We start from the raw sequence: 13754 nt of genomic DNA on the forward strand, positions 1-13754 counted from the left end.
TGCCTGCGCTGATGGTCGTGTGTCTACATACGACCGAGAGGATGGGCTGGACGTTATGGGACCGACTCCCGGTCGCGCGGCCCCCACAGATCAAGCGCGCGATAGGCCGGCTGCCACTGGTCGTAATAGCTGGCCCGGGCCGCATCGGGCAGCCTGCTCAGGATGATGTCGGTGTGTTCGAGCAGGGCGCCGTCGAGGATCCACGGCATCCAGCGCGGCGTCTGTGAGCCGACCTTGGCGCGATGGTCGGCGCCGAAACGCAGCCACTGTTCGTCGGTGAGGGTCGCGTCGATGAGCGGCAGCGCCTCCTGTTCCTCATGGTCAAGGTGATCCTCCACCACCCGTACGAGTTCGGCGATCAGCTCGCCCAGCGGCTGGTTGCCGCTGCCGGGCTCCGCCACGGCGGCGTCGATCGCCTCCAGGAGTGGATCGATCGCGGCGTGCTCGAGCTCCATCGCGGTGAGCACCTCCAGCGCGGCGGGCGAACCCTCAACGCAGTCATGCAAAGTGGGCCACAGCGTCTCGTCCTCGGCGGCGTGGTGCACGTGCAGGAAGTCGCGGAACAGCCGCCAACCCGGGGCGCTGGCGAGCTGCCGGGCCAGCTCCGTGTCGTCGGTCAGCGCGACCAGATCGGCCAGATTGGCCATATCAGCCAGATTGGCCAGGTCGCGGCGCAACGCGCGGTGCATCGCCAGCATCATGGACATATCGAGCCTGGTGGACTTCTCGGGCATCCCTCAAGCTAACGCCGGCTCAGTGGAGCCGCGCTCGAGCGCGTCGGCCGCCAGGCGCCGCAGGTGGGCGTGCGCATATTCGCAGATGACGGCGTGTTCGTAGACCGCCTTCGGCACGTCCATGCCGCTGTCGGCGCGCACCACGATCGTTCCGGGCCGCCAGCGCAGGAACCGCTCGTCGCCGGTGAGGTCGGCCAGCAGCGCCAGGATCGACTCGTCCAGGCGCAGCGAATGCACCGCGGTCTGATATTCCTTGCGGGTCAAGCAGAACGCGAACGGGATGTTCATCAGGCACAGCGCGGTCTGGATGTCCAGGTTGAGCCAGCGCCGCCCGCCCACCTCGATCTTCTCCACCTTCAGCATGGAGAAGTCGAGGTGTTCCGGCTTGCGCCAACGGCTTACGCCCAGCGCGATCAGCACGTCGTAAACGTTGAGATCGTGTTTGATGACCGCCCGGTCGCCCAGCTGCGCGACCGTGGTCGGGCGCAACGTCACCTCGGGCAGGCCGGGGATGGCGGTATTGCGAACCAGAAAGTTCAGCAGATTGGTCTCCACCAGAAAGTGGCGCACCAGCAACGCGCCCGCGGTGGGGGAGACGAAGTGCTGCAGGAACCAGACGCAGAGCCGGTCCATCGTGCGGTGGGCGCGAAACGGCGCCACCGCCTTGAGAACCCGGATTCCGGCGACGGCCACCCGGGAGAACACCCTGGCCATCGGGTAAAGCCAGCGCCGGGTCCAGCGGCGCTGATCGTCGACCACCATCCGCAACGTGTCCCGGTCCACCGGAACGGTCGGATCGACCAGCATCTGCGTCCAGATCATCAGTTCACTTCCTCCAGTTGCAGCGCGTAGAGGCGGGCCACGACCTGGGCCGTGCGCACCACACGCTCATGGTGTTGCGCGGTGACCAGGGTCAGCAGATGATTCAGCTCGCCTATATGTTCTTCGTCGGCTTCTCCGTGGTACCGGAGGAAGCTCACCTGGTCATCACGAAGCGCCAGCTGTTCCTGCAGCCGCCGGGCCCAGCCCAGCGCGAGCCGGTTGCCCAGCCCTTCGATGATGAACATGGCGCCCAGCAGGTCCACCGGGTCGGGCAGGCTGGCCTGCTGGAAAATGAAGGCGGACAAGGCTTCCGAGCCCGCGTTCTTGTGGGAGTGCTGAATCTCGCTCAGCTCGCCGCCCACGGCCACAAAGTCGCGCTCAAGCAGCCGGTAGTCCTTGTGCTCATCGGCGGCATGCTTGATGGCGGCGCTGCGGAAGTCAAACAGCTCAACGGAAAAGTTCGACGCGGCCCGCGAGATCCAGCGCCCGCCCTCGACCACCTGCTGGCGCAGGTGAACCAGCAGCCGCCGATAGTCCTCGACGCTGGCCGTCCCGGACTCGATACGCCGCACGATCGGCGCCCGGCGAAGCCTGCGCTCGAAGTCCTCCCACACCTGAGCCAGATCCAGCACCAGCCGTTGCGTGCTCGCCCCGTCCTGCCCATGCGCGGCGGGCGCGGTCGCCTTATGTTCCGCGACAACGACAGCGGCGGGCTCCGGCCCGGTTTGGGTCGCGGTGACACAGGTGAGGTGGGCGAAGGCGAACGAGAACCGGCCCGATTCCGGTACCACGAGCAGGATCCGGTCGCCTTCGCGGAACCTCTCCGCGTGCCACGCCTCCTCCAGCATGACGAAAATGCTTGCCGCGCCGGTGTTTCCGCGCGTGTGCAGGTTGGTGAACCAGCGGTCCTCGTCGATCATCAGGTTGGCCGCCTTGAGCAGGCCGACGATGTCGCCACGGAAGCGCTCCGCGCTGTAGTGGCACAGCAGATGGTCCACTTTGGACGGACTGACCTTCCCTTCCCTGATGAGTTTCGCGAACTCATGAACCCCCGTTCGGAACAGGTCGGGCAGCATGGCCACCTCCTGGCGCAGCTGGACCAGCCGCACGTCGGGGGTGACCGGGTCGAGCCAGGTGTCCCCGGCCGTGGGCGAGCCGCCGGCGCTCATGCAGACCGGCCGTTCGTGGGCATAGGAGACCAGGTGGGTCCAGTCCAGGCGCAGCGACAGGCCCTGCGGCCGGGGGGCGTTCTGCAGCACGACCGCGGCCGCGCCGTCGGACAGGGTCCAGCGCAGGAACTCCGTGTCGGCGTTGCGGCTGCCTTCGCGGGCGCGCAGGCTGCGGCTGACCAGTTCCGAGCCGACGATGACGGCCGTGTCGTGGTCACCGGCCTCGATCGCGCGCGCGGCGGCGGTGAAGGCGGCCATGCTTGAGGCGCAGACGCCGCCGGAGGAGAGCACCTCCATCGGGCCCGCGTCGTCGAGGCGGCCGTGGACCATCGAGGCGAAGCCTGGTACCAGCAAATCGCCCTGGGTCGTCCCCGCGGCCAGCATGCCCACCTCGCCGATGGCGAGGCCGCGATCCTTGAGCGCCGCGACCACGGCTTCCGCCGCCAGCTCCTCGTTGAGCATCGTCACGGTGCCGTTTTCGTCGAGGGCGAGATGGCGGGTACGGATGCCGTTGGCGGCCATGATTCGTTTTCGCAAGCCGGGCAGTGGGTCGCCCAGCCGGCGGGCGACCTCGTCGTTGTCCAGGGGTTCACCTGGCAGGTAGGCGCCGCAGCCGGTGAGGAAGACTGTCATGCCTCCATTGAGTCAGCCCGGCCGCCCGGCCAACACCGTGTTGCTACTCAACCCGTCCTGAGTCATCGAGCCCCTGTTCGATGGCGTATCGCACCAGCTCTACCCGGTTGTGCAGCTGGAGCTTACCCAGCGTGTTCTGGACATGATTTTGCACGGTGCGGTGCGACAGGACGAGGCGCTCGGCGATCTGCTTGTAGGACAAGCCTTTCGCGACCAGCCGCAGCACCTCGGTTTCGCGGTCGGTCAGGCGCGGCGCGTCGGAGCCGGTGGCCGGGGCCGCGGCCAGCCGCCTGTACTCACCGAGCACCAGCCCGGCCAGCCCGGCGGTGAACACGGCATCGCCCTGGGCGGTGCGGCGCACCGCTTCCAGGAACTCGTCGCGCCCGGCCGACTTGACCAGGTAGCCCAGCGCCCCGGCCTTGACCGCTTCCAGGACGTCCTGCTGTTCGGCGCTGGCCGACAGCACCAGGATGCGGGCCTGTGGGTGGGTGGCGAGCACGCCGCGGATGACCTCGACACCGGAGCCGTCGGCCAGCTGGAGGTCTACGATCATGACCTCGGGTTTGAGCGAGGTGCCCAGCCGCACGGCCTGAGCCGCTTCGCCGACCGCGGCAATCACCTGGTACCCGGCCTCGGCGAGGTCGCGGGCCACCCCGTCTCTCCACATCGGATGGTCATCGACCACTATCACCGTTGTCATCGTGGCACCCTCAACTCGACCTCTGTCCCGTCATGGCTTGTCACGCTCGCCGATCCGCCGATGTCGCGCAGACGCCCGACGATGGATTGTGCTACCCCGAGCCGGCCCTCCTGCGCGGCCTGGGCGAGCCGCCCGTTGGGAAACCCCGGGCCGTTGTCGCGGATGGTGACGGTCACGCTGTCACCCTCGTCTTCGAGCAGCACCCAGGCCCGGGTCTGCGGCCCGCCGTGCACGCGCACGTTGTCCAGGGCGCTGTTGACGGCGGCGGCCAGCTCATCGGCGACCTCCGCCGGCAACGGCACGACGGTGGCCGGCGACGCGATCTGGACCTGGGCGGAAGCGAAGGGGCGCAAGCGTTCCCGCAGATCGGCCTGGCCGCTGGCGGTCGGCGGCGGCGCGACGCTGACCAGAGCGCGCAGGGTGACCTCCTGCTCGCCGGCCAGCCGGCCCAGCTCGGCCGCTTCGCCGCCGAGCTCCGCGCCGCGCTTGGAAATGATGGCCAGCACCTGCAGCACGGAGTCGTGGATGCCCCGGGCCAGGCGTTCGCGTTCCTTGGTGGCCGCCTCCAGCTTGGTGGCGCGCTGCAGCTGCTCCTCGGCGTCGAGGGCGAGGCTCACCACGTACCCGAGAATGAAACCGGTCAATAGCAACAACACCGTGGCGTTGACGGTGGCCATCGTGACGCTGCCGCGCAGCCACAGGTCCGCGCCGCTGATGAACAGCGCGGCGATCACCCCGCGCCAGCGCCCGCCGGAGAACGACCACGCCGCCACGACCGCGGCCACCCACACCATGGGCAGGGTGGCCGAGCCGCGGCGCAGGCTGGCTTCGGTGACGACCCAGTGGCTGGCGATCAGGCAGCCCATCGTGACCAGGAGGTCGGCGATGAGCAGCGGCCAGCCGCGCAGATCGGCACGGCCGTAGGTGTAGGTGGCGACGATGCTCCAGACCGCCATCACGGCGAGCACCGTCCAGCCCAGCCAGGGCCGGGTGTAGGAGTGATAGTTGTTCACCATCAGCACGGCGGCGTAGCCGAGCGCGACGAAGCGGTAGACGGCCACCGCGCGCCACAGCACGACCTCCAAACCCACCAAGCCCACGAGCGCAACCTACCGCCTAGCCAATGAGGCTGGCACTGTCATATGCTCCCAACCAATCGATCGGTTGGTAGGAGCGCGATGACGGGGCCGAACTGGGAGCCGCGGCGGCTGACGGCCGTCAAAGCCGAGCTGCCCGAAGGGGTGACCCCGCCGGGCACCCGGGGCCGGATCCTGCACGCCGCGCTGCTGCTGTTCGCCGAGCGCGGCTTCCACGGCACCTCGATCCGCGATCTGGCCCGCGTCACGGAGATCAATTCGGCGACGCTCTACGCGCACTACGCCGCGAAAGAGGACATCCTCGCCGAGCTGATCGCGCTGGGGCACGTGGAGCTCTACAACGGGATGCTGACCGCGCTGAGCACAGCCGGCCCGTCCGCCCGCGACCGGCTGGTCGCGCTGGTAAGGGCCCAGGTCCACATGCACGCCGACTACCCGCTGCTGGCCGTGGTCGCCAACAACGAGATGCACGCGCTGTCGCCGCAAAAGGCCGCGCCCGCGCTCTCGCTGCGCGAGCAGGCGCGCCAGCTGCTTTACGGCGTCCTGCGCGACGGGGTCGCCGCGGGCGAGTTCGCCATCGGCGACCAGGTGCTGGCCGGCATAGCGCTGGGCAGCATCGGCATCCGCGTCGCCAACTGGTTCGGCCCCGATCAGCCCTACACCCGCGACCAGGTCGCCGACACCTTCGCCGAGTACGCCCTGCGCATCGTCTGCGCATTACCTATCAAGGAGAGTTCATGAAGCAGCTGGACATCCCGGTCGAGGGCGGCACCCTGCGTGCCCTGCGGTTCGGCGACGGGGAGCGGATCATCGTTGCGGCACATGGGATCACGGCCTCGGCGATGGGCTTCGGCGCCGTCGCGCGGGCTCTGCCCGACGGATGGTCGCTGATTTCACTCGACCTGCGCGGGCGCGGGGAGAGCAATGCGCTGCCCGGCCCGTTCGGGATCAACCAGCACGCGCGCGACATCTGCGCGGTGGCCGCCGCCGTCGGCGCGGGCAAGGTCGTGCTCACCGGGCAGTCGATGGGCGCCTACGCGGCGCTGCGGGCGGCGGTGACCCAGCCGGAGCTCTTCGAGCGGGTGGTGCTCATCGACGGTGGGCTGCCGCTTCCGGTACCGCCCGGCCTCGACCCCGACGTGGTGCTCGAAGCCACGGTCGGCCCGGCGGTGGCCCGGCTGAGCCAGACGTTCCCCACCGAAGAGTCCTATGTGGACTTCTTCAAGGTCCATCCGGCGCTGGCCGATTCGTGGAGCGACGACATCGAGGCCTACGTCCGCTACGACATCGCCGGTGAGCCCGGCGCCTTCCGCTCGAAGGTCAATCCGGTCGCGGTGCGCCAGGACGGGCGCGACCTGTTCCTCGAGGCGGCCTCCTACGGCGAGGACCTGATGCGGCTGCAGATCCCGGCTCTGCTGCTCTACGCCCCGCGCGGCATGCTGGGCCAGGAGGGCGGCCTGATGGCACAGCCGGTCGTCGAGCACTGGGCCGCCACTGCGCCGCTGCTGAGCGTCGAGCTGGTACCCGACAGCAACCACTACACGATCCTGATGACCGACGCGGCGGCGGCGATCCTCGCCGAGCGGCTCACCTCCGCGGGCGGCTGAGAGTTAGCTGTGGATATCTAGGCGGCGGCGCGCCCTCGCTGACCCGTGCTGGGGCTCGCGCTCCTGGCAGAAGGGGGCGAAGCCGCCTAATCCGGACGAGACGCCACCGGTCGGGGCATCGACCCATCCATTCGCGACGGTGCTCCGAATCTGGTACACCAGTCGAGGAAGGCCGGATCGAAGTGAAGCAGGTGTTGATGAGATCTGAGGACCGCGCCACGCGCGTGCCCTCCCCGACTGCCGACGAATCGGCCGAGGCCCTGCTCCGCGCAGTGGCCGCCGGCGATGAGCAGGCTTTCGCCCGGTTTTACGATCTCGTGTCCGCACGGGTCTATGGGCTGGCGAGGCGGGTGCTGCGCGATGCCGCACAGGCAGAAGAAGTCGCGCAGGAAGTGATGGTCGAAGTCTGGCGCACAGCCGGGCGCTTCGACCAAACCCGCGGCTCGGCGACCTCTTGGGTGTTCACCATCGCCCACCGCCGCGCGGTAGACAGGGTGCGCTCGGAGCAGGCCGGGGCCGACCGTGTCCGGCGGCTGGTGCCGGAAGCCGAACAGACGCCACACGACATCGTCGTGGAGGAGGCCGCCGCCAAGATGGAGCGCGAAAGCGTAAGGCGCTGCCTCAAGACCCTCACCGTTCTGCAGCGCGAGGCGATCACGCTGGCCTACTACAGCGGCTACACCTACCGCGAGGTGGCGCAGTTGCTCGACACGGCGCTGCCCACGGTGAAGACCCGGATGCGTGACGGTCTCATCCGCCTTCGCGACTGCCTCGGTGTGGAGGTGGCGGCATGACCTCGCCGCTGGACGTTCACTCGTTGGCCGGGCCCTATTCACTCGACGCCCTCGACGATATCGAGCGGGAGCTTTTCGAGGACCACATCATCGCCTGTGAGACCTGCGCGGTGGAGGTGGCCGAGCTGCGTGAGACCGCCGCCATGCTGGCTGAGCCGACCTGGGCCGTCCCGCCGCCCCGGCTCAAGACCGCGGTGATGGCACAGATCAGCGGCACCAGGCAGAGCCTGCCTTCGATGCGCCCGCCCACCCGACGCACGCCGGCCCTGCGCTGGCGGCACCGTTCCCGGTCGCTGGTGGCCGCGGGCGTGGCCGCCGTCGTGGCTGCGGCCGGAGTCTATGTGGTGCAGGAGTTGCGGTTGCGCGATCAGCGCATCGTGGCCCAGGCCGAAACGGCGCGCATCGAGTCGGTGCTCACCGCCCCCGACGCGAAGCTGCGTGCGGTCAACGTCGACGGCGGCGGGCGGTTGACCGTGGTCACCTCCGACAACCGCGACGAAGCGGTGGTGGTCCTGGCCGATGCCACAGAACCGGGCCCGGACAAGGCTTATCAGCTCTGGCTGATCCAGGGTTCCACGCCCAAGTCGGCCGGGCTGCTGGCACCCGACCAGGTCAGCGGCATGCGCCTGGTGAGCGGCGTGCGCGGCACGAACATCCTCGCCATGACCATCGAGCCGGCCGCCGGTTCGCTGGTGCCCACCACCTCCGTCAAGGCCCAGGTCCCCTTGACCGGCTGACGCTTCAGCGGGTGCCCGGTGGCGCGACGGCCGCACCGGGCTGGTTAGAGCGCCGAAGAGCTTCGGCGATGAAGCCGTTGGCTTTCAGCTCCTCGACGAAGGCGCGCAAGAATTCGAGCGTCGCCGGGGCGCAGGTCTTCGTTGTGCCCATCGCCTGCTGGATCTCCATGAACCTGGGTTCGATCAGCCGGAGACCCGGATGGGCCTTGACGAAGTCGGTCATCGGCTGCCTGATGCCGGCGGCGACCTCCAGACCCAGCTCTTCGAAAACGTCGACGCCTTCGTCGCCGCGCACGATGCTCGCGTGCTGAAGGGTGCGCGACAGGAACAGGTCGTAGGCGGAGCCGTTCTTCACCCCGACCCTTACCCCTTCCCTGTCCACGTCGGCGACGGTGGTGATGGCCGAGCCGTCGGGCACGGCGAACACGCCCTCGATCACGACATAGGGTGCGGTGAACGCGACCTGCGCCTCCCGCGCGGGCTCGACCGCCAGGAAACAGATGTCGGCGCGACCCTGAGCCATCGCCTCGAAGGACTCGCGCGCCGCGGTGAAGCAGACCAACTCCACCGCGACCCCCAGCCGCGCCGCCAGCTCACGGGCGATGTCCACGGTCACCCCGGACGGCGCGGCAGGGGTGCCTTGCGCCAGCACCGGATTGCCCAGATTGATGGATGCCCGCAGAACGCCCGTTGGCGCAAGGTCGGAGATGATGCTCATGGCCAGAAGCCTAATGCTTGCACCAACGGGCGCCAGATACTTCTATGGTGTGCAGGAAGGCCAGCAGCGGCTGCCGTTGAAGTCGGTGAGCTTACGCTGATCGGCTCCGGCGTTGGTCATGACCCAGACCTCCTGCGCGCCATCGGAAAGGCCGCGCCCGGTCCAGAACAGAATATGATCGCCGTCGGGCGACCAGAACGGCCCGCCGTCGCCCTGGGGATCAGAGGTCAATCGCTTGACGTTCTTGCCTTCCGGCGTCATCAGATAGATGCTGGCCACCCCTTCACGTTCGCTGCTGAACGCGAGCACGTTCTTGTCGGCCGGCGACCACGACGGCGACTGGTCGGCCTCCGGGCTGTCGGTGACGCGCCTCAGATCGCCGCCGTTTTCGGCCATCACATAGATTTCCTTGTTACCGTCGCGCTCGCTGACGAAGGCCAGTCGCTTACCATCAGGCGACCAGCTCGGCTCGCCGTCGAAGCCCTCACTGTTGGTCAGGCGCTTGACATCGGAGCCGTCCGACTTCATCACATAGATTTCCCGGTTGCCGTCACGCTCACTGGTGAAGGCGATTCGCTTGCCGTTCGGCGACCACCGCGGCGTCCCATCGGCGGCTTCGTTGTCCGTCAGGCGTTTCACCTCGGACCCGTCCGCCTCCATCACGTAAATTTCGTAATTGCCGTCGCGGTAGCTGACAAACGCGACCCGCCGATCCTGATACAGGTCAGGATCGCCGTCGTAGGTATCGTTGTCGGTAAGCTTGCGTGCGTCACGGCCGTCGGCGCGAATCAGCCACACCTCGGTGCTTTCCGTCTCTCCCACCCGAGCTGGGCTGATACCCAGGTTAATCTGTTCCACTGGAACGGTTACCGGCAGCAGCCGATAGGCCCCAACCGCCGCCGCGGCCAGCAACACCACCACAACCGGCACCCCGATCCACAGCAGCAACCTCCGCCGAGCCCGCCGCCTCCCCTGAACCGGCACCCGAGGCGCAAACAGATCGTCCATCCCCACCTGCCCCCGCGGATAAGGCCCGCCACCCCCCGCCGCCTGCCCACCCACACCCACCGGCTCCGCCGCACCCACCGGCTCCGCCGCACCCACCGGCTCCGCCGCACCCACCCGCTCGCCCACACCCGCCTGCTCGCCGGCCTTTGGCTGCTCCGCCATGCCCGGCTGCTCGCCCACACCCGGCTGCTCACTCACCCCGAAAAACCCACCCACACCCGTCTGCTCGCCCACACCCGTCTGCTCGCCCACACCCGTCTGCTCGCCCACACCCGTTTGCGAGCCCACAGTTGGCTGCTCGCCCACAGCTGTTTGCTCGCCCACAGCTGGCTGCTCGCCCACAGCTGTTTGCTCGCGCAGACCTGGTTGCGCGCCCACAGTTGGCTGCTCGCCCACACCGAAAAGCTCACCCACATTGGACCGCTCGCCCTCCCCTGACTGAGCTGGGCTGCCCTGCTGCTGCGGCGCGGGCGGCTCCTCGGGCATGGCTGGCTGTGCAGCCATAGGCTGCGTCGTGTTCGGCTCAGACATCAGTGGCCGCTCGGGCATTGCCGTTTCTCCGGCCATGGTTTGCTCAGCCATTGCTGGCTGCTCGGCCATTGCGGTCTGTTCGGCCATTGCGGTCTGTTCGGCCATTGCTGTTTGCTCGGGCGTTGCGGTCCGCTCCGCCATCGCGGGCTGCTCCGCCATCGCGGGCTGCTCCGCCATCGCGGGCTGCTCCGCCATCGCGGGCTGCTCCGCCATTGCGGTTCGCTCGGGCGATGGGGGCTGCTCCGCCGTCGCAGTTTGCTCGGGCGTTGCGGCTTGCTCGGGCATTGGGGTCTGCTCGGGCATCGCGGTTTGCTGCGGCTGTTCTGATGGTGCTGCGACGTAGGGTTCTGAGGGGTGGTTGGGTTGCTCTCCGTCCGGCTGCTGGCCGGGCTCGGGCGTGATGGCGGTTTCGCTCACGTAGACCTCCTGGAAATGTCGGATGATGTGCCGCAATCAGATAACGATCGTGAAGGCAAGGCGGGCGGCGACAACGGTTTTGAGCGCGGCTGATCGCGCCCGTGCCGGCTCCTGTTCTCCCTCAAGCGTTTACGAGCATCCCCAAGCACACGCGCATTGGGCCGTCTCGAAATTCTCAAGCGCGGCTCCGCCCTTGACGTCTCTTCTTTTCTGCGCCGGTCCGTTGTGCTCATCCGCCGCACCTCCCGGGCGGCAACGCCACCTCCGTGCTTGGCCGCGCCCGGCGGCTGCGCCGCCGACGAGCAAAACAAAGTCCGCGAGCAACCCAAACCCACCGTTCCACCGGCCCCAATCGCACCAGTCAGTGGCCGACACCCGTCTATTTCCGCGGCACCTCCATCTTTGCTTCACCGCCCTGATGCAGAGATGTAGGTGTCGTGGAAACAGTGGCCAGGGCGGCTGCGGCAGAGGCAACGCGGCGTGCGGCAGCGGACATCCGTCTACCTCCACGGCACCTACATCTCTGCCTCACTGCCCCGATGCAGAGATGTAGGTGTGGTGGAAGCAGTAGGCAGGGCGGCAGAGGCAGCGAGGAGGGCGCCGTCTGCTTCCGTCGCACCTACATCTCTGCATCACCACCCTGATGCAGAGATGTAGGTGCCGCGGGAGCAGTAGGCAGGGCAGCGGTGTCGGTGGCGGATGGTGCTACCAAAGGCGGTGCGGCGACAGGCGGCGGGCGGCAGAGGCGGGCGGTCGTGGCGGGAGGCGAGGGGCCAGGGGGCGAGGGGCGAGGGTGAGGGGCGAGGCGAGGGATGAGGTGGGGGCGAGGGGCGAGGTGGGGGCGAGGCGAGGGATGGGGTGGGGGCCCGGCGAGGAGGAAGGGAGGGAGGGAGGGGAGGAAAGGGGGGAGGCGGTGGGGGTGGCGGGGGAGCTGGGGGTTGCTGCGCACGGGGGTGTCGTTTGTGGAAACACAGATTTAGAAATGGATGCGGATCACGTGCAACCTTTCACCGGCCCGGGCCCGACAGACAGGGCGACGGGGGTAGATCGTGCACATCGCTCCAGAAAGGGAACGGGATGCGGCCCGACCTAGAACGGGATTACGTCGAGTATGTGCGGGCGCGGTTGCCGCGCCTGCACCGCACGGCGTACCTCCTCTGCGCTGACGCTAGCCAGGCCGACGACATCGTGCAGGCAACGCTCGCCGCGCTGTATGTGGACTGGAAGCGTGCGGCCGGTGCGGACAATCTCGACGGTTACGTGCACCGGATCATGGTGCGGCGCTATGCCGACGAGCGGCGGCGCAAGTGGTCGAGGGTGCTGCTGCGCGAGCGGGTTCCGGAAACGTCCACCCCGGCCGACCACAGCGTGGAGGAACGGGACGAGCTGATGAGGGCGCTGCGGTCGCTGCCCGATGGCCAGCGCGCCGTCGTGGTGCTGCGTTTCTTCGCCGATCTGTCGGTCGAGGCGACCGCGCGGGCGCTCGGATGCTCGGTGGGAAACGTCAAAAGCCAATGCTCACGAGGTCTCGCCGCGCTGCGCGAGGTGCTCGACTCGCGGCCCGCGCAAGCCACCGCACACCTAGCCGGGGAGAGGCCATGAACGACGAACAGCGACTACGCGACCGGCTGGAGGCTATCGACGTCCCGCCCAGCCGGATAGATACCGAGGCGTTGCTGCGGGCCGGGCGACGGCGCGCCTTTCGCCGCCGGTCGGTTCGGGGTGCCGGTGTCGCGGCGCTGGGCACGGTATTGCTGTTGGCGGTGCCACCGATTCTGATGGGCGCGAGGCCGCTGCCGGCGCTCGAGACAGGTCCGAGCCGGAATGTCGCCTCGTCCGCGACGGCCGGCAACACGGCCGCCCGCTGCAAGATGAGCGAGCTGCCGGTGCCGTCCGGGATGAACGATGTGACGGTCGAAGCGGTGGATCCGACCGGCCGCTACGTGGTGGGCAACAGCGCAGTCGGGCAGGACTTCCGGCCGATCCTGTGGACCGACGGGCAGCCGCAACAGTTACCGGTACCCGGCAAATCTGTGCAAGCGACCTCGGTGAACCGCAACGGCGTCGTGGTCGGCCTCGTCCAGGACCCCGATCAGCAGTACATCTTCCGCTACGCGAACGGCGTGTTCTCAGGGCTGCGGACGTTGCCGAAAAGCTGGCAGGTCTACTCAAATCCGGCGATCAACGGGGCCGGGGACGTTGTCATCAACGTGGACACCTTTGGTGATTCCGCACAGAAGAACGAGATTGTCATGTTGTGGAAGGCTGGCTCGGCCACGGCGGTGAAACTGCCGCTTCCCGCCGGAGCGCTCAGCCACGATTTCACCGATGAAGGCACGATCGTGGGTGGGACATACCAGAACGGCATCGCCCAGGCGGCCTACACCTGGGACCAACAGGGCAAAGGAAACAAGCTGGAGCTGCCGGCCGGTCAGGCCGGCGTCGCCTACGCGGCACGCGGCGATTGGGCCACCGGCGGTATGTGGCCGTCCTTGTCAACGGCGCTGTGGAATCGGCGCACCGGCGGATTGACCGTCCTGACAGCGGGCTTGCCGAAGTCGCCCGGAGGTTGGAAGCCGGGACCGGGCAATGCGGTCAACGCCGCCGGTTGGGTTGTCGCGGGCGGATTGCTGTTGCGTGGCGATGGTGTGGTCGAGCTCGCGGTGCCGAAGGGGGAGACCAGCCGGGCTGTGGCGGTGTCCGACACCGGGGTGATCGTAGGTCAGGCCCTGGTGACGGGCCGCGATGATGAGAACCGCGGCCCGCGGCTGTGGCGGTGCTGAGAAG

The 13754-nt window shown here is 68.3% G+C and carries 13 protein-coding genes; 6 read left to right on the plus strand and 7 right to left on the minus strand.

The features are described 5' to 3' along the window. Positions 1–53: 53 nt before the first annotated feature. The 5 genes from Rhe02_RS37470 to macS are packed head-to-tail and all read right to left on the minus strand — an operon-like array spanning position 54 to position 5158. On the minus strand, positions 54–734 hold the full coding sequence (locus tag Rhe02_RS37470; RefSeq protein ID WP_203913218.1) for a hemerythrin domain-containing protein: 681 nt from the start codon (positions 732–734) through the stop codon (positions 54–56). A 3-nt stretch (positions 735–737) separates the two neighbouring features. Then, positions 738–1556 carry a DUF6999 family protein gene (locus tag Rhe02_RS37475; protein WP_239124304.1) on the minus strand — a complete coding sequence of 273 codons (819 nt, stop codon included), beginning with the start codon at positions 1554–1556 and terminating at the stop codon, positions 738–740. Then, positions 1556–3358: a 3-oxoacyl-[acyl-carrier-protein] synthase III C-terminal domain-containing protein gene (locus Rhe02_RS37480; RefSeq protein WP_203913219.1), complete on the minus strand. Its 1803-nt coding sequence runs from the start codon at positions 3356–3358 to the stop codon at positions 1556–1558. The genes Rhe02_RS37475 and Rhe02_RS37480 overlap by 1 nt, the downstream gene beginning before the upstream one ends. A gap of 43 nt (positions 3359–3401) precedes the next feature. Continuing rightward, positions 3402–4058: a response regulator gene (locus tag Rhe02_RS37485; RefSeq protein WP_203913220.1), complete on the minus strand. Its 657-nt coding sequence runs from the start codon at positions 4056–4058 to the stop codon at positions 3402–3404. After that, entirely contained in the window at positions 4055–5158 is a 1104-nt protein-coding gene (macS, locus tag Rhe02_RS37490; protein WP_239124305.1) for a MacS family sensor histidine kinase, read from the minus strand. The genes Rhe02_RS37485 and macS overlap by 4 nt, the downstream gene beginning before the upstream one ends. A gap of 78 nt (positions 5159–5236) precedes the next feature. Here macS and Rhe02_RS37495 point away from each other — a divergent pair, with 78 nt between their 5' ends. The 4 genes from Rhe02_RS37495 to Rhe02_RS37510 all read left to right on the plus strand — a co-directional run bounded on the left by Rhe02_RS37495 (position 5237) and on the right by Rhe02_RS37510 (position 8293). Beyond that, positions 5237–5896 carry a TetR/AcrR family transcriptional regulator gene (locus Rhe02_RS37495; protein WP_203913221.1) on the plus strand — a complete coding sequence of 220 codons (660 nt, stop codon included), beginning with the start codon at positions 5237–5239 and terminating at the stop codon, positions 5894–5896. Then, positions 5893–6762 carry an alpha/beta hydrolase gene (locus Rhe02_RS37500; protein ID WP_203913222.1) on the plus strand — a complete coding sequence of 290 codons (870 nt, stop codon included), beginning with the start codon at positions 5893–5895 and terminating at the stop codon, positions 6760–6762. Before Rhe02_RS37495 ends, Rhe02_RS37500 begins: the two co-directional genes overlap by 4 nt. A gap of 197 nt (positions 6763–6959) precedes the next feature. Continuing rightward, positions 6960–7556: an ECF RNA polymerase sigma factor SigK gene (sigK, locus tag Rhe02_RS37505; RefSeq protein ID WP_203913223.1), complete on the plus strand. Its 597-nt coding sequence runs from the start codon at positions 6960–6962 to the stop codon at positions 7554–7556. Next, positions 7553–8293, plus strand: a complete 741-nt coding sequence (locus Rhe02_RS37510; RefSeq protein WP_203913224.1) for an anti-sigma factor — start codon at positions 7553–7555, stop codon at positions 8291–8293. The genes sigK and Rhe02_RS37510 overlap by 4 nt, the downstream gene beginning before the upstream one ends. Before the next feature lie 4 nt (positions 8294–8297). Here Rhe02_RS37510 and Rhe02_RS37515 read toward each other — a convergent pair whose 3' ends face one another. Both Rhe02_RS37515 and Rhe02_RS37520 read right to left on the minus strand, forming a co-directional pair. After that, complete coding sequence (locus tag Rhe02_RS37515; protein ID WP_203913225.1) at positions 8298–9011, minus strand: transporter substrate-binding domain-containing protein; 714 nt, start codon at positions 9009–9011, stop codon at positions 8298–8300. A 42-nt stretch (positions 9012–9053) separates the two neighbouring features. Next, positions 9054–10967, minus strand: a complete 1914-nt coding sequence (locus Rhe02_RS37520) for a DPP IV N-terminal domain-containing protein (RefSeq protein WP_203913226.1) — start codon at positions 10965–10967, stop codon at positions 9054–9056. Positions 10968–12044: 1077 nt separating this feature from the next. On the opposite strand from Rhe02_RS37520, the gene Rhe02_RS37525 reads away from it, so the two are divergent. Together Rhe02_RS37525 and Rhe02_RS37530 are read left to right on the plus strand one after the other, a co-directional pair. Beyond that, positions 12045–12569 (plus strand): SigE family RNA polymerase sigma factor, encoded by a 525-nt coding sequence (locus tag Rhe02_RS37525; RefSeq protein ID WP_203913227.1) that lies wholly within the window; start codon positions 12045–12047, stop codon positions 12567–12569. After that, on the plus strand, positions 12566–13750 hold the full coding sequence (locus Rhe02_RS37530) for a hypothetical protein (protein WP_203913228.1): 1185 nt from the start codon (positions 12566–12568) through the stop codon (positions 13748–13750). Before Rhe02_RS37525 ends, Rhe02_RS37530 begins: the two co-directional genes overlap by 4 nt. Positions 13751–13754: the final 4 nt, after the last annotated feature.

The organism is Rhizocola hellebori, from assembly GCF_016862955.1.
Classification (GTDB): domain Bacteria; phylum Actinomycetota; class Actinomycetes; order Mycobacteriales; family Micromonosporaceae; genus Rhizocola; species Rhizocola hellebori.